The 20,699-nt window shown below is 70.2% G+C and carries 17 protein-coding genes and 4 tRNA genes; 11 read left to right on the top strand and 10 right to left on the bottom strand.

All coding sequences use genetic code 11. The features are described 5' to 3' along the window. Positions 1–8 precede the first annotated feature (8 nt). The 3 genes from CEY15_RS00750 to CEY15_RS00740 all read right to left on the bottom strand — a co-directional run bounded on the left by CEY15_RS00750 (position 9) and on the right by CEY15_RS00740 (position 3,077). A complete protein-coding gene (locus CEY15_RS00750) occupies positions 9–587 on the bottom strand; it encodes an HIT family protein (RefSeq protein ID WP_095716856.1) in 579 nt (192 codons plus the stop codon). Further along, positions 584–2,671, bottom strand: a complete 2,088-nt coding sequence (gene thrS / locus CEY15_RS00745; RefSeq protein WP_095716879.1) for a threonine--tRNA ligase — start codon at positions 2,669–2,671, stop codon at positions 584–586. Before thrS ends, CEY15_RS00750 begins: the two co-directional genes overlap by 4 nt. Positions 2,672–3,005: 334 nt before the next feature. Beyond that, positions 3,006–3,077: transfer RNA gene (locus CEY15_RS00740), tRNA-Val, on the bottom strand. Between the two features lie 269 nt (positions 3,078–3,346). Between CEY15_RS00740 and CEY15_RS00735 the strand changes: the two genes are divergently transcribed. The 4 genes from CEY15_RS00735 to CEY15_RS00720 all read left to right on the top strand — a co-directional run bounded on the left by CEY15_RS00735 (position 3,347) and on the right by CEY15_RS00720 (position 4,317). Then, positions 3,347–3,419: transfer RNA gene (locus CEY15_RS00735), tRNA-Gly, on the top strand. Positions 3,420–3,467: 48 nt separating this feature from the next. Then, positions 3,468–3,541 (top strand) — tRNA-Cys (locus CEY15_RS00730). A 28-nt stretch (positions 3,542–3,569) separates the two neighbouring features. Further along, positions 3,570–3,644 (top strand) — tRNA-Val (locus CEY15_RS00725). Positions 3,645–3,771: 127 nt separating this feature from the next. Beyond that, a complete protein-coding gene (locus CEY15_RS00720) occupies positions 3,772–4,317 on the top strand; it encodes a GNAT family N-acetyltransferase (protein WP_095716855.1) in 546 nt (181 codons plus the stop codon). A 60-nt stretch (positions 4,318–4,377) separates the two neighbouring features. On the opposite strand, the gene zapE is transcribed toward CEY15_RS00720, so the two are convergent. Next, the gene (gene zapE, locus CEY15_RS00715; RefSeq protein WP_095716854.1) at positions 4,378–5,394 is read right to left on the bottom strand and encodes a cell division protein ZapE; all 1,017 of its coding nucleotides are present in this window, start codon (positions 5,392–5,394) and stop codon (positions 4,378–4,380) included. 51 nt (positions 5,395–5,445) lie between these two features. On the opposite strand from zapE, the gene CEY15_RS00710 reads away from it, so the two are divergent. The 4 genes from CEY15_RS00710 to msrB are packed head-to-tail and all read left to right on the top strand — an operon-like array spanning position 5,446 to position 9,421. Beyond that, positions 5,446–6,198: a dihydrofolate reductase family protein gene (locus CEY15_RS00710; protein ID WP_095716853.1), complete on the top strand. Its 753-nt coding sequence runs from the start codon at positions 5,446–5,448 to the stop codon at positions 6,196–6,198. Further along, entirely contained in the window at positions 6,195–7,724 is a 1,530-nt protein-coding gene (locus CEY15_RS00705; RefSeq protein ID WP_245847046.1) for an alpha/beta hydrolase, read from the top strand. The genes CEY15_RS00710 and CEY15_RS00705 overlap by 4 nt, the downstream gene beginning before the upstream one ends. A 50-nt stretch (positions 7,725–7,774) precedes the next feature. Next, a complete protein-coding gene (locus CEY15_RS00700; protein WP_238556290.1) occupies positions 7,775–8,971 on the top strand; it encodes a glycosyltransferase family 87 protein in 1,197 nt (398 codons plus the stop codon). Between the two features lie 9 nt (positions 8,972–8,980). Next, entirely contained in the window at positions 8,981–9,421 is a 441-nt protein-coding gene (gene msrB / locus CEY15_RS00695; RefSeq protein ID WP_095716851.1) for a peptide-methionine (R)-S-oxide reductase MsrB, read from the top strand. On the opposite strand, the gene hemQ is transcribed toward msrB, so the two are convergent. From hemQ to hemE, 3 genes are read right to left on the bottom strand one after another with little or no spacing between them, the layout of a single operon-like run. Then, on the bottom strand, positions 9,422–10,117 hold the full coding sequence (gene hemQ / locus CEY15_RS00690; RefSeq protein WP_017836894.1) for a hydrogen peroxide-dependent heme synthase: 696 nt from the start codon (positions 10,115–10,117) through the stop codon (positions 9,422–9,424). A 3-nt stretch (positions 10,118–10,120) separates the two neighbouring features. Continuing rightward, positions 10,121–11,503, bottom strand: a complete 1,383-nt coding sequence (gene hemG / locus CEY15_RS00685) for a protoporphyrinogen oxidase (protein WP_095716850.1) — start codon at positions 11,501–11,503, stop codon at positions 10,121–10,123. A gap of 2 nt (positions 11,504–11,505) precedes the next feature. Continuing rightward, entirely contained in the window at positions 11,506–12,621 is a 1,116-nt protein-coding gene (gene hemE / locus CEY15_RS00680) for a uroporphyrinogen decarboxylase (RefSeq protein WP_095716878.1), read from the bottom strand. A 106-nt stretch (positions 12,622–12,727) separates the two neighbouring features. On the opposite strand from hemE, the gene CEY15_RS00675 reads away from it, so the two are divergent. Together CEY15_RS00675 and CEY15_RS00670 are read left to right on the top strand one after the other, a co-directional pair. Then, complete coding sequence (locus CEY15_RS00675) at positions 12,728–13,315, top strand: DUF3000 domain-containing protein (protein ID WP_095716849.1); 588 nt, start codon at positions 12,728–12,730, stop codon at positions 13,313–13,315. After that, entirely contained in the window at positions 13,312–14,550 is a 1,239-nt protein-coding gene (locus CEY15_RS00670; protein WP_095716848.1) for an HRDC domain-containing protein, read from the top strand. Before CEY15_RS00675 ends, CEY15_RS00670 begins: the two co-directional genes overlap by 4 nt. A 13-nt stretch (positions 14,551–14,563) precedes the next feature. Here the strand turns inward: CEY15_RS00670 and dxs are convergent, their stop codons facing one another. The 3 genes from dxs to CEY15_RS00655 form a co-directional block, all read right to left on the bottom strand. Next, the gene (gene dxs, locus CEY15_RS00665) at positions 14,564–16,453 is read right to left on the bottom strand and encodes a 1-deoxy-D-xylulose-5-phosphate synthase (RefSeq protein WP_095716847.1); all 1,890 of its coding nucleotides are present in this window, start codon (positions 16,451–16,453) and stop codon (positions 14,564–14,566) included. Positions 16,454–16,596: 143 nt separating this feature from the next. Then, positions 16,597–17,922, bottom strand: coding sequence for a class I SAM-dependent RNA methyltransferase (locus tag CEY15_RS00660; protein WP_095716846.1), 1,326 nt, complete (start codon positions 17,920–17,922; stop codon positions 16,597–16,599). After that, on the bottom strand, positions 17,919–19,910 hold the full coding sequence (locus CEY15_RS00655) for an APC family permease (protein WP_095716877.1): 1,992 nt from the start codon (positions 19,908–19,910) through the stop codon (positions 17,919–17,921). The genes CEY15_RS00660 and CEY15_RS00655 overlap by 4 nt, the downstream gene beginning before the upstream one ends. Positions 19,911–20,024: 114 nt before the next feature. Between CEY15_RS00655 and CEY15_RS00650 the strand changes: the two genes are divergently transcribed. Further along, on the top strand, positions 20,025–20,687 hold the full coding sequence (locus tag CEY15_RS00650) for a potassium channel family protein (RefSeq protein WP_095716845.1): 663 nt from the start codon (positions 20,025–20,027) through the stop codon (positions 20,685–20,687). Positions 20,688–20,699 lie beyond the last annotated feature (12 nt).

Here is a 20,699-nt window from a genome sequence, read left to right as displayed (position 1 = left end):
CCCCCGAATCAGGTGTGGTCGGGACCGGGCACCGTCGACCACGCCTCGGCCAGGAGCTGTCGGGTCTGGCGGAGCAGTTGCGGCAGCACCTTGGTGTCGCCGGTCACGGTAATGAAGTTGGCGTCCCCGATCCAGCGCGGCACGACATGCTGGTGGAGATGGTCGGACAGCGATCCCCCCGCGGCGCTCCCCAGATTGAGCCCCACGTTGAAGGAATCCGGACGCGAGACCGCTTTGATGACCCGGATGAGGTGCTGCGTGTAGGACATGAGTTCGCGCGACTCGTCGTCGTCGAGATCCTCCAGGTCGGCCACCTTGCGGTACGGCACCACCATGGCGTGCCCCGGGTTGTAGGGGTACAGGTTGAGCACCACATAGACAGCCGCGCCGCGGGCGACCACCAGGCCGTCCTCGTCACTCATCCGGGGGATGTCGAGGAACGGCTCCCCGGTCATACCCTCGACGGGCGGGGGGGCCGACTCCGCGATGTAGGACATGCGGTACGGGGTCCACAGCCGCTGGAGGCGGTCCTCCCCCGCCCCGTACTGGCGGTAGCCTTCCGACCGGGTCGGCTCCCGGGGCGTCACACCCGCTCCGCGGTGGGCACGTCATTGCGACGCGAGTTGATCCAGTAGCCGATCTTGTCCATCGCGGCGGTTCGCGAGACCCCGTTCAATTGGGTGCCGTCGGGGAACCGGAAGCTCACCGCCCCCGCCTCCACGTCCCGGTCGCCGGCCAGCAGCATGAACGGCACCTTGCCGGTCGTGTGGGTGCGGATCTTCTTCTGCATCCGCTCGTCAGCCAGGTCGAGCTCGGCGCGGATCCCCCGGCCCCGGAGCTCGTCGATCACGTCCTCGAGGTGCTTCTCGTGGGCCTCCGCCACGGGGATCCCGACCACCTGCACGGGGGCCAGCCACGCCGGGAACATCCCCGCGTAGTGCTCGAGCAGGACGGCGAAGAACCGCTCGATCGAGCCGAAGAGGGCCCGGTGGATCATGACGGGACGCTTCTTGGTGCCGTCGGCGGCGTTGTAGGTGAGATCGAACAGCTCGGGCAGGTTGAAGTCGAGCTGCACGGTGGACATCTGCCAGGTACGGCCGATCGCATCCCGCGCCTGGACCGAGATCTTGGGGCCGTAGAACGCCGCCCCGCCCGGGTCCGGGACCAGTTCGAGGCCCGAGTTGGTGGCGACCCGACGGAGCGTCTCGGTGGCCCGCTCCCAGATCTCGTCGCCCCCGACGTACTTCTCGGGGTCCTTGGTGGACAGCTCGAGGTAGAAGTCCTCGAGTCCGTAGTCGCGCAGCAGCGAGATGATGAAGGACAGGACGGAGGCGATCTCGCCCTCCATCTGGTCCTCGGTGCAGTAGATGTGGGCGTCGTCCTGGGTGAATCCACGTGCGCGGGTGAGGCCGTGGATGACGCCGGACTTCTCGTAGCGGTAGACCGTGCCGAACTCGAACATCCGCAGTGGTAGTTCGCGGTACGAGCGGCCGCGGGAGTCGAAGACCAGGTTGTGCATGGGGCAGTTCATGGGCTTGACGTAATAGTCCTGGCCCGGCTTGGTCTCGTTGCCCTCGGCGTCGTACTCCGCGTCGAGCACCATGGGGGGGAACATCCCCTCCGAGTACCAGCTCAGGTGCTGGGACTTGCGGAAGAGGTCCCCCTTGGTCACGTGGGGCGTGTTGACCAGTGAGTATCCGGCCGCGAGGTGGCGGCGCAGGGAGTGCTGTTCCATCTCGTTGCGGATGATCCCGCCGCGCGGGTGGAACACCGGGAACCCCGAACCGATCTCGTCCGGGAAGCTGAACAGGTCGAGCTCGGTGCCCAGCCGGCGGTGGTCCCTCTTCTCCGCCTCGGCGAGGCGATCGAGGTAGGCGTCCATCGCCTCCGTGCTCTCCCACGCCGTGCCGTAGATGCGCTGGAGGCAGGCGTTCTTCTGGTCCCCGCGCCAGTACGCCGCGGAGGAACGGGTGAGGGTGAACGCGGGGATGAACTTGGTGGTCGGCGTGTGGGGCCCCCGGCACAGGTCCGACCAGATCACCTCACCGGTCCGCGGATTGAGGTTGTCGTACGCGGTCAGCGCTCCCGCCCCGACCTCCATGATCTCCGCGTCCGCGAGCGCCTCGGCGCCCCCTGCGTCACCGGAGTCGGCGCGGCCCTTGTCCTCGACCAGCTCGAGCTTGTAGGGCTCGCCCGCGAGCTCGGCGCGGGCCTCGTCCAGCGAGGCGTACTCGCGCCGGGAGAACCGCTGGCCCGACTTGACGATCTTCTTCATCCGCTTCTCGAGGTCCTTGAGGTCCTCGGGGGTGAACGGTTCGGCCACGTCGAAGTCGTAGTAGAAGCCGTTCTCGATTGGCGGGCCGATTCCCAGCTTCGCCTCGGGGAACCTGTCCTGCACGGCCTGCGCCAGGACGTGGGCACAGGAGTGCCTGATGACGGACCTGCCGTCCTCGGTGTCGGCGCGGACGAGCTCGACCTCGGTGTCGGCCTTGGGCGCCCATGACAGGTCACGGAGCGCACCTGTGGAGTCGCGCACCACCACGATGGTCTCGGGGCCGCTCCTCGACTGGAGTTCCCGCTCGGCGAGGATCTTGCCCGCCGGCTCCCCCGCCGGAATGACGGTGGTGGTCACGGTGCCCGCATCCGTTGCGTCGACGTCGGCTTCCGGCATGCGGTTCTCGGACACGGGGGGCGATCTCCTCGGCAGTGGACGACGGGCGGCCCTCGGCCACCCGTGATGCGGCGCCCAACTCCGGTGTCGGACCTGGGCCGGTTCATGCTACCCGGCGGCTCCCGGGATCCCAGACCGCCTCGAACCGTTGTAGCCGCCATGCGCATAGACATCTGGTCAGACGTCGTCTGCCCGTCCTGGTGGATCGGCACACGCCATAGCGAGACCGCACTGCAGACGTACCGGACAGGGCATCCGCCGCCGAGTCGGTGGACACGAATACAGCCCCCGTGTCCCGGATACCGGGGCGGGGGCTGTACCTGTAGGCGAAGTGTGGTCCTAACTGGGTTCGAACCAGTGACCTCTCCGGTGTGAACGGAGCGCTCTTCCACTGAGCTATAGGACCGTACGTGGCCCGATCTCTCGATCGGCACCGCAACACTGTAGCAAGCCGATCCGGCGGCCCCAATTCGGGGCCGCCGTCGGTGGTGGGCGCCGCGGCTGGGTGGCGGCGGGGCGCGGCCTGCTTCCGGACTGTACCGGGTGGCGATCGGCCGGAACGGATGGTCGGCGCTGGTGGGAAGCGGTATTTATCCCCCGATTTGTGTTCCAAGATCGCCGTCGGCTAATGTTCATTCTCGCAACGCGGTGAGCAACAGCACGCCGGGGAGCAGTGCGGATGTGGCGCAGCTGGTAGCGCATCACCTTGCCAAGGTGAGGGTCGCGGGTTCGAATCCCGTCATCCGCTCGGAGGGATCGAGGAGCCAGGAGTCCTCACCGGGCTCGATACCTTTTCGGTGGAGTGGCCGAGTGGTGAGGCAGCGGCCTGCAAAGCCGTCAACACGGGTTCGATTCCCGTCTCCACCTCCACGCCGGAGCGATCCGGTTGGTGAGTCCCGCGCGATTAGCTCAGCGGGAGAGCGCTTCCCTGACACGGAAGAGGTCACTGGTTCAATCCCAGTATCGCGCACCACGACACGACGCCCCGGTTCCCCGCCGGGGCGTCGTGCTTTCACCGTGGCGTCGCGCAGATCCGGGCCGTCGGAATCCTGGCGGACGCGCTCCCGGTGTGACCCGGGCGGGGTCTAGCCTTGTCGACGATGACGCTCACGATCCGACCGGCGCTGGCGACCGATGTCGACGGCCTCTCGGCCCTGGCCGCGCTGACCTTCCCGCTCGCGTGTCCGCCCGACCTGCCCCGAGCCTCGGTGGAGGCGTTCGTGCGCGACAGTCTCGGGCCCACCTCGTTCCGCGGGTACCTGGAAGACCCGACCCATCGACTCCTCGCCGGTGTCGGGCCCGATGGCGACGTCCTGGCCTACGCCCTGCTGATCGAGGGCACCGCGATGGACGAGTCCTGCGCGCGGGTGATCTCGAGCCGCCCGACCGTGGGGGTCAGCAAATTCTATCTGCACCCGTGCCTGCACGGCAGCGGCGAAGCCGGTCGGCTCCTCGACGTGGTGATACGGCTCGCACAGGACTCCGGGGCGCGGAGTCTGTGGCTGGCGACGAACGTGGCGAACTCGAGAGCGCTCGCCTTCTACGCCCGGAGCGGTTTCGAGAGGCGGGGACACCGCGACTTCATGGTCGGGGGCGTGCGGAACCTCGACGTCGTCCTGGAACGTCCGGTCCAGCGACCACTGTGAGCGATGGGCCAGGGTGGGCCGGATGGGTGGACTGCCGGTACGGACATTCTCGAGCCCGGCTCAGCCGCCGACCGTCTCGAAGCGTGACAGAGCGAGGAGCCGGGACGTGGCCCGGAGGTACTTCTTCCGGTAGCCGCCGGCGAGCATCTCCTCGGTGAAGATCGCGTCCAGCTTCTGCCCCGAGTTACGGACGGGGATACCGGCGTCGTAGAGGCGGTCCGCCAGGACGACCAGGCGCAGTGCGATGGCCTGGTCCGGCAGCGGGACGACGTCCCGGAGGCACACCCTGGTCACCCCGTCGACGAGGCGGTTGTACTTGGACGGGTGGAGGGTGGCCAGGTGCCCGCAGAGCGCGTCGAAGTCGTCCAGCGTCGCCCCGGGTTCCGCCTCGGCGTCCGACTCGAGTGCCTCGTCGGACATCGGGTCCGGCGCCGGAGGCAGGTTGCGATGCCGGTAGTCCGGGCCGTCGACCCGGATCGACTCGAAGATCCCCGACATCTTGCGGATCTCGCGCATGAAGTCCTTGGCCGCGAAACGCCCCTCTCCGAGCTGCTCGGGGAGGGTGTTAGAGGTCGCGGCGACGCTGACCCCCGCCGTCGTGAGTTCCGCGAGCAGCCGGGACACCAGCATGGTGTCACCGGGATCGTCGAGCTCGAACTCGTCGATGCACAGGACGGAGTGCCCGGACAGCTCCTCGACCGCCCGGTTGAAGCCCAATGCACCCACGACGTGCGTGAGCTCGACGAACGTGCCGAACGCCTTCGGTTCGGGACACGTGTGATAGATCGAGGTCAACAGGTGGGTCTTGCCCACCCCGAAGCCACCGTCGAGGTAGATCCCCGCACCCTCCGCCGACTTGGGCCGACGCCCGAACAGTCCCTTCTTCGGGGTGCGACGGGCCACCACCGACTCCGCGAATCGCCGACACGCGGTGACAGCGGCCTCCTGCGAGGGCTCGGCAGGGTCGGGGATGTAGGAATCGAAACTCACGTCGTCGAACATCGACGGCGGGACCATCTGCGCCACGAGTTGGTCGGCAGGGACCACTGGAGTGACGTCAACGAGGCGGGAGACCATGCGATGAGCCTATCGTGGGGCGACAGACGTGAAGAACGGAAGGAGCCCCAGGTGCTGTCGACACGACCACCAGCGATCGGCGACGACCCGGCGTCGCTCGACGCGATCTGGGCCGCGCTCCGGCCGGAGAGCCCTACCGCGGCCCCGGTGATCCGTGCCGTCATGATCGCCTCCGTCGACGGCACCACGACCGTCGACGGCCGGAGTGGGGGCCTGGGAACGCCCACCGACCGCCTGGTCTACGACGCCATGAGGGCCCGCGCCGATCTCGTCCTGGTGGGTTCCGGTACGGCCGTGGCCGAGGACTACGGCCCCGCCGAGGTGAGCCCGGTCTGGGCGGACAGACGGACGGGGCCCGCGCCCATCATTCTGGTACTCACCCGGTCCCTTCCGGATGAGCTGATCGACCTCTGCGCTGACACCGACGACAGGATGCAGATCGCGGCGGCGCACGAGACGGACCCCCGGCTCGTCGGGGTCGCGCGGGCACGGGGCGTGACGGTCCATGTTCTCGACCCGGGCCCGACCGGAGCCGCGGTCCGTGCGCTGGCAACCCGCCTCCACGCCGCCGAGGTGGACTTCGAGGGTGGCCCCCGACTCCTCGGGGAGCTTCTCGCGGAAGGTGCCGTGGACGATCTCGTCCTGTCGGTGGCGCCGGAGGCGATCGTCGGTGGCGACGACTCGACTCTGACCCCGGGGCACGAGCATGGCTACACCCGGGTCCCGATGCGCGTCGTCTCGGCGTTCTCCTGCCCCCTGGGGGGCCTGTACACCCGCTGGGTTGTCGGCGAGGCCAGCCGTTGACCGGGAGACGTGCCGCCCGTTCCACCGGCGCGGTGATCACCGCACTCGCGGCAGTCGTGGCCGTGGGCGTGGCCGGGTGTGCTCCCCTACCCGCCTCGGGTCCGCGACTGGCCACCGGCGACGGGCCCGGTCGCGCCCCCGCTCCCGACAGCGAAGCGGGACTCATCACCCCGCCCAGCTGGGAGACGCCCCGATCCGAGCTCCAGTGGATCCCCTGTGCGGAGGGCGGGACCCGAGGGCTTCCCCAGAACACCCGGGTCGACTGCGCGCTGCTCGGGGAGACCCCGGTCCTCCGCCTCACCACCGGGGACACCCCGCAGGACGCGGCCCCCCTGGTCGTGGTGGCCGGCCCCGGTGATCCCGCCGACTCGCTCGCGATCAGGCTCGCCTCGGCAGGTGGCGAGATCGTGCGATCGCATCCGCTGGTGATCGTCGACCACATCGGACGCACCGGGCCCGCCGGGACCTGCCTGACCCCGGCGGCGCGCCGCACCCTGGACGGACTCGCCGAGCGGGGTACGGACCCCGGGGCGCCGGAGCTCCGCGGTGACCTCGCGCAGACCGCACAGTCCTGCACGGACCAGCTCACCGGGCGGGAACTCGACTTCGGAGCCGCCGGTGCGGCGGAGAATCTCGAGGAACTGCGGCAGTCGTGGGATGTGCCGGGGCTCGCGGTGCTCGCCCTGGGCTCGGGCGCCCGCACCGCCCTGGATTACGCCGGGGCGCACCCCGATCGGTTGTCGCTCCTGGTCCTGGACTCCCCCGCACCGTGGGACGGCGACCAGGAGACCGCCGCACGATCCGCGCTCGACGGCTCCGATACCGCGTTGCGACTGTGGGCGGCGTCCTGCACTCGGCCCGAGTGCGGCCCGGGTGACGGGGAGCAGAGGGTCGAGGCCGTCTCCCGCGCCCTCGACGCCGCGAGAGATCCCGGGGCCCGCGTGCCGGCCGCGCTCCTGTCCGACGTGGTCCGATCCGCACTCGCCGACCTGTCCGGCGCCTCCGGCGAGCAGGCGTCAGACGGGGACGAGATCCTCGGTGAGATCGCGGGGACGGACCCCGGCGTGGGTGCTCCCGGGCCGTTGGTGCGTGCCCGGGCAGAGGCGTTGGGGAGTTCCTCACTGCCGTACGTCGCGGAGTGCTCGGACCTGCCCAGGCGGGTTCCGGTCAACCGAGTACCCGAGCTCGCCACCGAGTGGGCGGACGCCCCACCCTTCGGCGAGATCCTGGCCGCCCAGCTCTCAGCGTGTTCGACCTGGCCCGTCCCGCAAGGCACGCCCGTGGAGCTGCCCGGAACCGTGCCCGTGCTCCTCATGGGAGGGATCGCGGACCCCGTCGCCGGCGCCGCCGCCCTGGAACCCACCGCGGGCATGCTGACCGGCGCCGGGGCGGGCGACATCCGGATTCTCACCTGGGGCGCTCCCGGATCGCGGGTGGTGCTCCACTCGGCGTGCGCCCGGTCGACCCTCTCGGACTTCCTCGCCGACCCGACCACCGTCGACCGATCTGTGGCCTGCCCATCCTGACCCGGGGCGCCTCCGAGAGGGACGCACCCCCGACCGGTAGCCTGCACACCGTGCCGTTGCCGACCCGAAGCACTGACTCCGTGCCCCGCCTGTTGAACCAGATCCTGTGGCCGTTGGCGATCATGACAGTGATCCATCGCGTGCTCATCAAGGCCGTCAACGGATCCATCACGAACGACTTCGGTACCGTCTACGCCGCGACCAGGCGCTTCCTCGCGGGCGAACCCGTCTACAGCGAGAACCTGCTCACGGTTCAACCGCACTATCTCTACGCCCCGAGCGGCACGTTCCTGCTGGCCCCCTTCGGCGTGATCGACAACTACACGGTGGCCCGGTGGTTGTTCATCCTGCTCAACACCGCCGCGATCATCGCCGCACTGTGGCTCCTCATGCGATTGTTCGACCTCGACGTGCGGTCGTTCGCCGCCCCGGCGATCCTGCTGGGCGCGTTCTGTACCGAGGCGGTCACCAACACCCTGGTGTTCACGAACGTCAACGGCGTGATCTTCCTGTGCCAGGTGGCCTTCCTCTATCTGCTGTACCGCAGGCGACTGTGGTGGGCCGGGGTCGCGATGGGGCTGTCACTGGCGATCAAGCCGATGCTCGCGCCACTGTTGGTCCTCCCCCTGATCCGTCGACAGTGGCAGCCCTTCGTCGCCGCCCTGGCGATCCCCGCCGCCGCGATGGCCGCGGGGTGGGCGCTCACCGTGGACGCCGGCCGGTATCTCGAGGTCACCGCGCCCTACATGAGCGAGGTCCGCGACTACTACAACAGCTCCATCGCCGGGCTCGGTCTGTACTACGGCGTCCCCGAGCCGCTCATCCTGGTGGCCCGGATCCTCATCGTGGTGGCCACCCTGCTGGCCGTGTATCTTCTGCTGGACTACCGGCACAACCACGAGGTGTTATGGCTCGCCACCACCTCCGGGGTCATCCTGACCGGCGTGTTCCTGGTCTCCAGCCTCGGCCAGATGTACTACTCGATGATGCTCATCCCCATCATGCTCACCGTGGTGCTGGACAAGTCGTTCGTCCGCAACTGGCCCGCCTGGTTGGCGGCGTACGGGTTCTTCACACTCGACTTCTGGGAGTCGGCGCGATGGCCGTACTACGGGCGTCTGCTGGAGTTCGCCCACCCCACTCTCGGATGGCTGTTGCTGCTCTGCACCGTGCTGACGATCCTGCTGTGGCGGCGGACGGACCCGCGCCGGCACGAGCGGATCGCACCGGCCGCCGCCGCGGCGTAGCCTGCGGACATGAGTGAACGCACCGACACCCCCTCCAGCACTCCGCACCCCTCCTTCACCCTCGACGACGCCGAGTGGCGCCGCAGGCTGACCCCGGAGGAATACCAGGTCCTACGCCGGGCGGGCACCGAGCGGCCGTACACCGGCGAGTACACCGACACCAAGACCAAAGGGGTCTACCGGTGCCGTGGCTGCGGGGCCGAGCTGTTCCGCAGTGACGCCAAGTTCGACTCCCACTGCGGCTGGCCCTCGTTCTTCACGCCCCTGGCCGGCGGGGCCGTCATCGAGCGGACGGACACCTCCCTCGGGATGACCCGGACCGAGGTGCTGTGCGCGAACTGCCACGGCCACCTGGGGCATGTCTTCTCGGGCGAGGGCTACCCCACCCCCACCGATCTGAGGTACTGCATCAACTCGGTGAGCATGACCCTCGAACCCGCCGAGGACTGATCAGGGCATCGAGGTGGCGAGCTGCTCGGCGCTGACCCGGGGTCCGGTGAAGAACGGGATCTCCTCGCGCACGTGACGGCGCGCCTCGGTGCTGCGCATGACGCGCATGAGGTCGACGATCCGATCCAGCTGCGGGGCCTCGAAGGCCAGGAGCCATTCGTAGTCGCCGAGCGAGAAGGACGGCACGGTGTTGGCGCGGACGTCCGGGTACTCGCGAGCGGCCCGCCCGTGCTCGGCAAGGATCCGGCGACGCTCCTCGTCGGGGAGCAGATACCACTCGTAGGACCGGACGAACGGGTACACGGAGATGTAGGCGCCCGGTTCCTCCTCGGCGAGGAAGGCCGGGATGTGGCTCTTGTTGAACTCCGCGGGACGGTGCAGGGCGGTGTTGGACCAGTAGGCGGTGCTGGCTCGACCCAGGATGGTGGTGCGCCGGAACTCGTTGTAGAACCGCTGGAGATCCTCCATGTGCTCGGCGTGGGTCCAGATCATGAAGTCGGCCTCGGCCCGGAGCCCGGAGACGTCGTACAGTCCGCGGACCACCACGTCCGTGCCGTCGAACCGGGCGAGGAACCGCTCGAGGTCAGCGGTGACCGCGGCCCGGTCCTCCCCCAGCTCCCCGGGGGTCACGGTGAAGACCGAGAACATGAGGTACCGGAGGGTCGAGTTGAGCTTCTTGTAGTCGAGGCGTGCCATGGCTCAATCCTGCCACCCTGCCGCCAGCCGCCGGGCCGCGGCCCGCGCGGAACCGATGCACGCGGGCACGCCGACCCCCTCGGTCGCCCCTCCGACCAACTCCACCCCGGGCAGCCGGTCCGCCAGCCCGGCCCGCACGTCCGCGATCCGGTCGGCGTGCGCCGGCCCGATCTCAGCGAGGGAGTCCTCCCAGCGCCGGACGCGGGAGTGCAGGATCCTCGGCGCGGATCCGCATACCCCGGCCAGGGCGGATTCAGCCATCCGGGCGAGCGCGATGTCGTCGGCGAGGAGCACCTCGTCGTCGTCCAGCCGCCCGAACGACACCCGCACTAGGTGGCCGGGTCGGGTGTCGAGATGGGGCCACTTGCGACTGGTGAAGGTCATCGCCTTGAACGGCACCGGCTCGTCGGTGGCCACCAACACGCCGGACAACCCGGGTAGGTCCAGCCCCCTGTCCACCTCCATCGCCACCACCGCGGACGAGGCCGTCCGGATGCCGGTCAGGCCGGTCACCGCGTCGTCCACACCACCGGCCGCGGCCAGGAGCGGCGCGGCGTGGGGGACGGGGACGGCGACGACGACGAGGTCGGCGTCCTCGACCCAAGACCCGCGCTCACCGGTGACCGTCAGGGCGTAGCCGGAGGGCTCGCGGTGGATCGCGGTGCAGGCGGCCTGCGTGCGCACCCGCGCCCCCGAGGCCTCGATCAGCGACGCCACGAGTGTCCTGTATCCACCGTCGAGGGTGGCGAACACAGGCCCCGGGACGCGGTCACGCACCAGCTGACCGACGGCATCGGTCAGCGTCGGGGCACCCCGGTCCAACACCTCGGCGAGCCCGGGGACCACCTGACGCAGTCCGAGCCCCGAACTGGGCGCCGCGTACACGCCGCCGAGCATGGGGTCGACGAGTCGCGAGACCACCGCGTCCCCGAACCTCTCGGCGACGAGGCGGCCCAACGAGACGTCCCCGCCGGGCTCCCACTCCAGTGGGGTGTCCCTCTCGCGGGCGGCGACGTCCGTCTCCGGGGGGGTCAGGACGCCGGTCAGGGCGGTCACGTCGGAGGGCAGCCCCATGACGGTGCCGACCGGCATCGACATCAGGCGGCCGCCGGTGAGAATCGCCGGGCCGAGCGGGCCAGGATGCCGCAGGGCGTCGGTCAGGCCCAGCTCGGCGACGAGCTCGGATGCTTCCGGGCGACGGCCGATGAAGGCCTCGGCCCCGAGCTCCATGGGGCCGGACGGGAAGTCGACCGTGTGCAGCGCCCCGCCCGGGGTGTCGGACGCCTCGAGCACCGTGATCCGGGCGTCGGGAAGGTCGAGGGCGAGCTGATAGGCGGCGGTGAGGCCGCTCAGGCCACCACCGATCACCGCGACACGAGGCGCCATCCCTACTTCCCGGACAGTTCGTGGACCAACTCCACCACGTGGGTCACGGCACCCGGGTCGGTGGCGGGCAGGACCCCGTGCCCGAGGTTGAACACGTGGCCGCAGGCGCCGAGCTCGCGCGCGCGCGAACCCTCGTCGAGAATCCGGCGGACCTCGGAGTCCAGAGCGGAACGATCGGCGAACAGCATGGCGGGGTCGAGGTTGCCCTGGAGCACCTTCCCCGGCACCCGCCCGGCGGCGTCGTCCAGCGGGATGCGCCAGTCCACCCCGACCACCTCCGGGCCGGCCTCCCCCATGGCGCCGAGCAACTCCCCGGTGCCCACCCCGAAGTGCGTGCGGGGAACGGTGGAGATCACCTCGTCGGCGAAGATCCCGGCCGAATGCGGCAGCACCATCGAACGGTAGTCGCGCAGGCTCAGCGCCCCCGCCCAGGAGTCGAACAGCTGCACCGCGTCCACCCCGGCGCCGATCTGCGCGCGCAGGAACACCGTGGTCAGATCCGCCAACTTGGACATCAACGCGTGCCAGACATCGGGTCGCGAGTACATCAGGGACTTGGTGTGCTCGTGGTTGCGGCTGGGGCCTCCCTCGATGAGGTAGGAGGCCAGGGTGAACGGGGCGCCGGCGAATCCGATGAGCGCGACGTGCGGGTCGAGCTCGGCGATCACCAGGCGGACGGCCTCGCCGATCTTCTCGAGGCGGTCCGGGGTGAGGTCGGGCAGGGCGGCGACCCCGGCCTCGTCACGGATCGGCGTGGCGACCACCGGCCCGGTGCCCGGGACGATGTCGATGTCCACCCCCGCCGCCGCGAGCGGGATGACGATGTCGGAGAAGAAGATCGCGGCGTCCACCCCGTGTCGCCTGACGGGCTGCACCGTGATCTCGCAGGTCATCTCGGGGTCGAAACAGGCCTCGAGCATGGTGCTCCCGGCCCTGAGCTCGCGGTACTCGGGGAGCGAGCGTCCCGCCTGACGCATGAACCACACCGGGGTGTGGGCGGCGCCGGTGCCCCTGACTTCGTCGAGGTAGGGTCCGGTCCCGGCTCGTCGAGCCGTGGCCGGCCCGGCACCCTGGGGGTCAACAGGCCTGGAATTCGAGGGCACATCGGAGTTCAGCACACCCCCATGGTCCCATGAGTCCGCCACCGGGGCCGTCCACCCCACCCCGGTGGCGGACGGCGCGCCTCCTCGGGCCACCGTCGGCCGGTCGCTAGCGTGAGGTCCCGTGAGCACATCGGTCAATGACGGCGAGCCCGAGGTCTTCCGGGAAGCGGTCGAGTCGCTGTCCCGGCTCGAGGTCCGCCCTGAGATCTCCGTCGGCCCGATCCGTCCGCCGCAGAGACTGGCGCCGTACAGTCACGCGCTCGGCGTGGAGATCATCCCGCCCAACGGGGACGATGTGCCCGAGTTCTCCGACGGCGACGCCTTCGGCCGTCTGATCCTCCTCCACGACCCCTCCGGGGACGACGCGTGGAACGGCACCCTCCGACTGGTCGCCTACATCCAGGCCGACATGGAGGCCTCGCTCGCCGGTGATCCGCTGCTGCCCCGGGTCGCCTGGAGCTGGCTCACCGAGGCCCTCGACGAGGACGCCGGCCCCTACACGTCACTGGGCGGGACCGTCACCAGTACCGCCTCGGTGCGCTACGGCGACATCTCCGGGCCACCGCAGGCCCACCAGCTCGAGCTGCGTGCATCGTGGACCGCGCTCGACCCCGACCTGACCGGCCACGCGGCCGCGTTCTGCAAGACCCTGTCGCTCGCTGCCGGGCTCCCGCCGGTCGGTGTGACGTCACTGCCCCGTCGGGCGTGAGCGGCCGACGTCGCGGCGAGACCCCACCGGGGGCCCCACCGCCCCCGGCCGAGTACGACTTCGTCGACGACGCCCCCGGCCTCCGGTCGGTCGCCTCCGTGATCACGTCCTCCGCCGGACCCGTGGCGGTGGACGTCGAACGAGCGTCAGGGATCCGCTACTCCGAGCGTGCTTTCCTGCTGCAGCTGCGTCCGGCCGACGGGCCCGCGCTGCTGGTCGACCCCGAGACACCGGGTCGGACGGTCGGGCCGCTCGCCGGCCTGCTCTCCGAGCGCCCCCTGCTCCTGCACGCCGCGAGCCAGGACCTGCCCTCACTCCGTGGGCTCGGGATCAGCCCGAGCGCTGTCATCGACACCGAACTCGCCGGGCGATTCCTCGGCCTGGAGCGGGTCAACCTGGGCACGATGATCTCCGTGTACCTGGGGATCGGGTTGGCCAAAGCGCACTCGGCGGCGGACTGGTCACGACGCCCCTTACCCGCGTCGTGGCTCGACTACGCCGCCTACGACGTGCTGTTCCTCCACGACCTCGCGGACGCGGTACTCCCCCGCCTCGACGAGCTCGGTCGGCGCGACTGGTTCGAGGCGGAATGCCGACACCTCGTCGACTCCGGTCCGGCTCCGACCGCGCCGGAGCCATGGCGTCGTCTGGACCGCCTGAGCTCACTTGGTGACGCTCGGCAACTCGCCCGGGCGCGGGAGTTGTGGATGGCGCGTGACCGGGTGGCCGCAGAGCGGGACATCGCGCCCAAGAGGTTGCTCACGGACGCGGCGATCATCGAGGCGGCCCGGACCGCGCCGACGAACCGGTCGGACCTTCTGGCCATCGAGGGTTTCGAGGGTCCGCATCGCAGACGACTGGCCGACGACTGGCTGGCCGCGTTGGAGTGGGCCGCCGAGCTCGGGCGTGGCGACCTACCCGCCCGTCAGGCGCCGCGCGGCGAGCATCCTCCGCACACCACCTGGAAGCGCACGGAGCCGGAGGCGGCCGCGCTGCTGGATGCCGCTCGCGAGGCGATCGGGTCGCTCGCCGGTGAGCTCGGCATCGACCAGGGCCTGCTGCTCAAGCCGTCATCACTACGACTGTGGGCGTGGCGGGCGGCCACCACCCACCCGGGCGACGACGCGGAGCTGCTGCACCGGGTCCTCCGGGACGAGGGTGCCCGCCGATGGCAGATCGACCTGACGCAGACGCCGCTGCTCGAGGCGGTGCACCGGTTCCGAGCGGACGGCTGAGGCCCGGCGTCCCTCAGCTCTCGACCCGGTCGTAGAGCCGGCGGCGGATCCCGTCGGCGATCCCGTCCGCGGTCAACCCGATGTCGGAGAGGATCTCGCCACGGGAGGCGTGATCGAGGAACTCCTGCGGGAGGCCGAGCGACAGTCGGTCCACCCTGACCCCTGCGCGCTCCAACACCGCCGAGACCGCCGAACCGACGCCGCCGTGGATCCCGTTGTCCTCGACCGTCACCACGAGCCGACGATCCCGGGCGGAGTCGATGATCGACTGCGGGACGGGATAGACCCACCGCGGATCGACCACGTCGACCGACACCCCCTCGGCCCGGAGTTCCCGCGCCGCCGCCGTCGACGGCGCGACCATCGACCCGACCGCGACGACCAGGATGTCGGCGTCCCCGGTCCCGAACACCCGGTCCACACCGTCCGACGACGTCTCCAACGCCGGCAGCGGCTCGCCGACGGACCCCTTGGGGAACCGCACCACGGTCGGGCCGTCCGTCACCTCCACCGCTTCACGCAGTTCCGCGCGGAGGGTCTCGGCATCGCGCGGTGCGGCCACCCGCACGCCCGGGACGATCCCGGTCAGGGACAGGTCCCACATCCCGTTGTGGCTGGCACCGTCGGGGCCGGTCACCCCGGAGCGATCGAGTACCAGGGTGACCGGTTGCCCGAGAAGGGCGACGTCCATCAGCAGCTGGTCGAACGCCCGGTTGAGGAACGTGGAGTAGACGGCCACCACGGGGTGCAGCCCACCGAGCGCGAGGCCGGCGGCCGAGGCTATCGCGTGCTGCTCGGCGATGCCCACGTCGAACATGCGATCCGGGAAACGGTCACCGAAGGCGGTCAACCCCGTCGGTCCGGCCATGGCCGCGGTGATGGCCACGACGTCGTCGCGCTCCGCCCCGATCTCGCACAGTTCCTCGGAGAAGACCGACGTCCAGTCGACTGACGACGACGGCGAGAGCGGGCGGCCGGTGTCGGGGTCGATGACCCCGGTCGCGTGCATCTGGTCGGCGACGTTGTTCTCGGCGTGGACGTAGCCCATCCCCTTGCGTGTCACCACGTGGACCACCACCGGTCCTCCGAAGTCCTTTGCCAACCGCAACGCCGATTCTGTGGCCGCCAGATTGTGCCCGTCGACGGGCCCCATGTACTTCAGTCCCAGGTCGGCGAACAGTTCCTGCGGGGAGACCACGTCCTTGAGCCCCGTCTTGATCCCGTGCAGGATCGAGTACACGGCCTTGCCGATGAGGTCCTTGCGCGCGCCCAGCGTGCGCTTGGTGTGGTCCATCGCCTTCTCGTAGGCGGGCTGGAGCCGCAGGACCCCGAGCCGCTCGGCCAGTCCGCCGATCGTGGGCGAGTACGACCGGCCGTTGTCGTTGACGACGATCACCATGGGCCGGTCCTTGCCGGCGGCGATGTTGTTCAGCGCCTCCCAGGCCATGCCCCCGGTCATCGCTCCGTCGCCGATCACCGCGACGACGGTCCGGTCGTCCTGGCCGCTGAGGGAGTACGCCTTGGCGAGTCCGTCGGCGTACGAGAGAGACGAGGTCGCGTGTGAGGACTCGACGATGTCGTGTTCACTCTCCGCACGGCACGGATATCCGGACAGGCCCCCGCGCGTCCTGAGACCGTCGAACTGGTCCTTCCGGCCCGTGACGATCTTGTGGACGTACGACTGGTGTCCGGTATCGAAGACGATGGGGTCCCGCGGGGAGTCGAACACCCGGTGAAGCGCGACCGTCAGTTCCACCACGCCGAGATTGGGCCCCAGGTGCCCACCCGTGGCGGAGACCTTCCGGATGAGGAACTCCCTGATCTCACCGCAGAGCCGGACCAGCTCGTCGGATCCGAGTGCACGGAGGTCGGAGGGGCCGTTCACCTGATCGAGCACACTCATTGCCGTCGACTGCCCCTTCCCTGGCCGCACCCCGCAGGGTCGAACCCACAGTCTACGGGGAAACGGTCTGCGCGCCCGCCGCCGGCCGAACGGGCCAGTTTTCCGGCCGACTACGTTGATCGGGCGAGCGCGTCTCTCCGGGCTCAGCGCGCCCGCGGCGAGTCGAGGACGGCGAGCCCCTCCACGTGATGTGTCGCGGGGAACGCCGCGACGCCCTGGATCCCCGCAGGTGTCCACCCGGCTGACACGAGCACACCGACATCGCGCGCGAGGCTGGCCGGGTCGCACCCGACATGGATGATCCGGGACGCCGTGCCACGAGCGAGCGCGGTCATCACCTCGATCCCCGCGCCGCCTCTCGGCGGGTCCAGGATCACGAGGTCGGGGTCGCCGCCGCGGTCGGCAGCACCGCTCGACCGCTCCAGGAACTGCTCCACCCTCGATGCCACCGGGACGACCGCGGGGCCGATCTCGAGGGCGGATCCCACGGCCTCCAAGGAGGCGCGCGAGGATTCGACCACGGTCACACGGGCCCGAGGGACCACGTCGAGGACGGCGGCGGAGAACAGGCCCGCTCCCCCGTAGAGGTCCCAGACCACCGGGTCGCCGGGGAGCGCGGGGGCACCGGACACGGCACCGCGGACGAGATCGCTGTAGTGCGCCGCGGCGGACCTGTGCGCCTGCCAGAACGCGTCGACGGGCAACCGCCAGGTACGCCCACCCACTGTTCGGGACACAGTCGGCGCGCCCGAGACGTGCTCCCATCGCCCGGCTCGCGAGGCCCTGGCCCGCGCCCGGGTCGCCGCGCCCCGCCGGGACCGGCGGTCGCGACCTCGCGACACCGGGTCGGTGACCGGTCGGTGAGCGACGTGCACCTGCCCGTCGTCCCCCAGCACACCGAGGATCTCCCGGTGTGGTCCCACGCCCGCGGCCCGGATGGCCTCGCCGATCCGCGGGTCCGCCTGGACGCACGGATGGGTCACCACCTCGCGCGAGCGCGAGCGTCGGACACCCGGTACGCCGTCGTCCCCCGTCACCCACCGGGCCACCGTTCGCCACCCGGTGGTCGCGTCGTCGCCACCGGGGACCTCCACGGAGAGGCGATCCGGGACGGACTGGATCCGCCCGATACGACGAGCCTGGTCGGCCAGGACGGTTCCCGCGAACACCCGGGCGGCCGACGGGCCGATGTGGCTCCAGTCGCAACACCCGGCACCCGCCGCCGCCGCCGGACAGACGGGGTCGACCCGGTCGGGTGACGGTTCGAGGACCCGGGTCACGGTTCCGCGGCAGAAGGCCCGCCCCGGGTCGTCGTCGATCACCACCTCGGCCAGTTCCCCCGTGATCCCGCCACGGCAGAACACCACTCGTCCGGAGTGCCGGGCCACGAACTCACCGCCCTGCGCCGGCCCCTCGATGCGCAGGCGCAGCACACGCCCCGTCCAGTCGGTCCTCGTCGGCGGTGTCATCGGTCCTCCGGCGCGCCCCAGCGCCCGATGATCGGTTCGTCACGCGCCTGCTCCGCGCGGCCGTCCGACGACGACAGCTGCCACGGGACGCTGGTCACCATGACGCCCCGCTCGTACAGCAGGCGGGTCTTCAGGCGCAGCGCACTCTGGTTGTGCAGCAGCTGCTCCCACCAATGGCCCACCACGTACTCCGGGATGTACACGATCACCACGTCCCGGGGCGACTGGTCCCGCAGCCGCTTGACGTAGTCGACCACCGGTCGGTTGATCTCCCGGTACGGGGACTCCACCACCTTGAGCGGTACGGAGATGCGCCTGCGCTCCCACTCCCGCACCAGCACCCGGGTCTCCGCGGTCTCGATGTTCACCGTCAGTGCCTCGATGGTGTCCGGTCTGGTCGCCCGGGCGTAGGCCAGGGCCCGGAGGGTGGGCAGGTGGAGCTTGGACACCAGCACGACGCAATGGGTGCGGCTCGGGAGCACGACCTCCCAGGAGGAGTCCTCGAGCTCCCGCGCGACCGACTCGTAGTGACGCTTGATGAGCTTCATGACCCCGAACACGGCCAGCATCGCCAGCACCGCGATGTAGGCGCCCGCGAAGAACTTGGTGGACATGACGATCACCAGGACGCCCGAGGTGAGCACGAAACCGACCGCGTTGACCGCGCGGGCGCGCTGCACCCGTCGTCGGACGGCCGGGGCCTCTTCGGTCTCGAGCCGCCGCGTCCAATGGCGGACCATCCCGAGCTGGCTGAGGGTGAACGCCACGAAGACGCCCACGATGTAGAGCTGGATGAGCACGGTGACCTGGGCGTCGAAGGCCACCACGAGGACGATCGCCGCGATGGCGAGCAGGACGATCCCGTTGGAGAAGGCGAGGCGGTCACCGCGCGTGGCGAGCTGCCTCGGGAGGTACTTGTCCCGCGCGAGGACCGAGGCGAGGACGGGGAAACCGTTGAACGCGGTGTTGGCCGCGAGGACCAGGATGAGGGTGGTGATGGTCATGATCACGTAGAAGGCGACCGGGAGGCCCGCGAAGACGGGGTCGGCCAGCTGCGCGATCATCGTCTTCTGGTGGTAGTCCTCCGGGGCGCCGATCAGTTGGGCGGCCGGGTCCTCCGCGATCTGGACCCCGAGCTTGTTCGCCAACACGATCAGTCCGAGCAGGAACGAGATCGACACCACCCCGAGCATGACCAGGGTCGTGGCGGCGTTCCGGGCCCGGGGACTGCGGAACGCGGGCACACCGTTGTGGATCGCCTCCACGCCGGTCAGTGCGGCACAGCCCGAGGCGAAGGACTTGGCCACCACGAACGCGAGGGCGAGCCCGGCGACGGCCACCCCGTCGGGCGTGACGAGTTCGAAGTCCGCGGACTCCGCTCTCAGGTCACGATCCAGAACGTCCACCTGGAACAACCCCCACACCACCAGTGCGGTCATGGCCGCCATGAACGCGTAGACGGGAATCGCGAACATCGCTCGTGACTCCCGGATGCCCCGGAGGTTGATCGCGGTGAGCAGGACGATCGCGATGACGGCGAAGACCACCTCGTTCGAGTAGACGAACGGGATCGCGGAGCCGATGTTGGCGGCCGCCGCCGAGATGGACACCGCCACGGTGAGCACGTAGTCGATGAGCAGGGCCGCACCGACACCCAGGCCGGCGTTGGGCCCGAGGTTCACGGTGGCGACCTCGTAGTCGCCGTCGCCGGACGGATAGGCGCGGACGTTCTGGCGATAACAGGCGATCACGACCACCATGACGCCCGCCACCGCGAGGCCGACCCACGGGGTGAAGACGAGGGCCGACATCCCGGCCAACGACAGGATGAGGAAGATCTCCTCGGGTGCATAGGCGACCGACGACAACGCATCCGAGGCGAAGACCGGCAGCGCGATGCGCTTGCGCAACGGCGAGTCCCCGGAGGTGTCGCTGCGGAAAGGGCGCCCCAGCAGCAGGCGCTTGGTTCCAACCGATACCCGGGAGATCCTGGACACCGACACATCGTAGGGCTCCGCGTGCCGCAGGGACAGTTCTGCCGACGGGAGTAGCGTGATCGGGACGGGTCCGCGCGTCGCGGACCGTGAGGAGCGGTACTGGCCATGAGGGTCATCATCATGGGCTGCGGGCGGGTCGGGGCGGAGCTCGCGACCGAACTCGACGAGGCCGGTCACGAGGTGGTCGTGATCGACCGGGACCCCGCGGCGTTCGCCAGGTTGCCCGAGCAGTTCGGCGGCCGCACCGTCACCGGGCTCGGCTTCGACCGTGAGGTCCTCGTGGACGCCGGGCTCCACGGCGCCGACGCGTTCGCGGCGGTTTCCTCGGGGGACAACTCCAACATCATCGCCGCGAGGGTGGCCCGCGAGACCTACGGCGTCGAGCGGGTGATCGCCAGGATCTACGACGCCGGACGCGCCGAGGTCTACGAGCGGTTGGGCATCCCCACCGTCGCGACGGTCCCCTGGGCGACCGGCCGCCTCATCAGATACATCACGTCCGGTTCGAGCCCGGTGGTCTGGCGCGATCAGACCGGTGAGGTCTCGCTGGTCGCGGTGGTCCCTCCCCCGGTGTGGGTCGGGACCACGCTCGCCTCTCTCGCCGGGTCCGTCGGTGGCACCGCGGTCGCGCTCACCCGCTTCGGCGAGTGCCGGGTCCCCGATGGCGGCACGCTCGCCCAGGCGGAGGACCTGATCCACCTGGCCGTACCCTCCGCCGTGGTGGACGATCTCGACGACATCGTGAAGCGAGGACCAGCTGATGACTGACCGGCCCGTCGG

The organism is Dietzia natronolimnaea (assembly GCF_002289575.1).
GTDB lineage: Bacteria > Actinomycetota > Actinomycetes > Mycobacteriales > Mycobacteriaceae > Dietzia > Dietzia natronolimnaea_A.
Note: the sequence above shows the minus strand (reverse complement) of the source record. Positions and strands in the feature narration are given on the sequence as shown.

Excerpts from the sequence above, each read along its gene's own strand:
- CEY15_RS00720 (WP_095716855.1), top strand. The coding sequence starts at position 3,772 with ATGACGCTCACGATCCGACCGGCGCTGGCGACCGATGTCGACGGCCTC.
- dxs (WP_095716847.1), bottom strand. The coding sequence starts at position 16,453 with ATGAGTGTGCTCGATCAGGTGAACGGCCCCTCCGACCTCCGTGCACTC.
- msrB (WP_095716851.1), top strand. The coding sequence starts at position 8,981 with ATGAGTGAACGCACCGACACCCCCTCCAGCACTCCGCACCCCTCCTTC.
- zapE (WP_095716854.1), bottom strand. The coding sequence starts at position 5,394 with ATGGTCTCCCGCCTCGTTGACGTCACTCCAGTGGTCCCTGCCGACCAA.
- thrS (WP_095716879.1), bottom strand. The coding sequence starts at position 2,671 with ATGCCGGAAGCCGACGTCGACGCAACGGATGCGGGCACCGTGACCACC.
- hemG (WP_095716850.1), bottom strand. The coding sequence starts at position 11,503 with ATGGCGCCTCGTGTCGCGGTGATCGGTGGTGGCCTGAGCGGCCTCACC.
- CEY15_RS00660 (WP_095716846.1), bottom strand. The coding sequence starts at position 17,922 with ATGACACCGCCGACGAGGACCGACTGGACGGGGCGTGTGCTGCGCCTG.
- hemQ (WP_017836894.1), bottom strand. The coding sequence starts at position 10,117 with ATGGCACGCCTCGACTACAAGAAGCTCAACTCGACCCTCCGGTACCTC.
- CEY15_RS00650 (WP_095716845.1), top strand. The coding sequence starts at position 20,025 with ATGAGGGTCATCATCATGGGCTGCGGGCGGGTCGGGGCGGAGCTCGCG.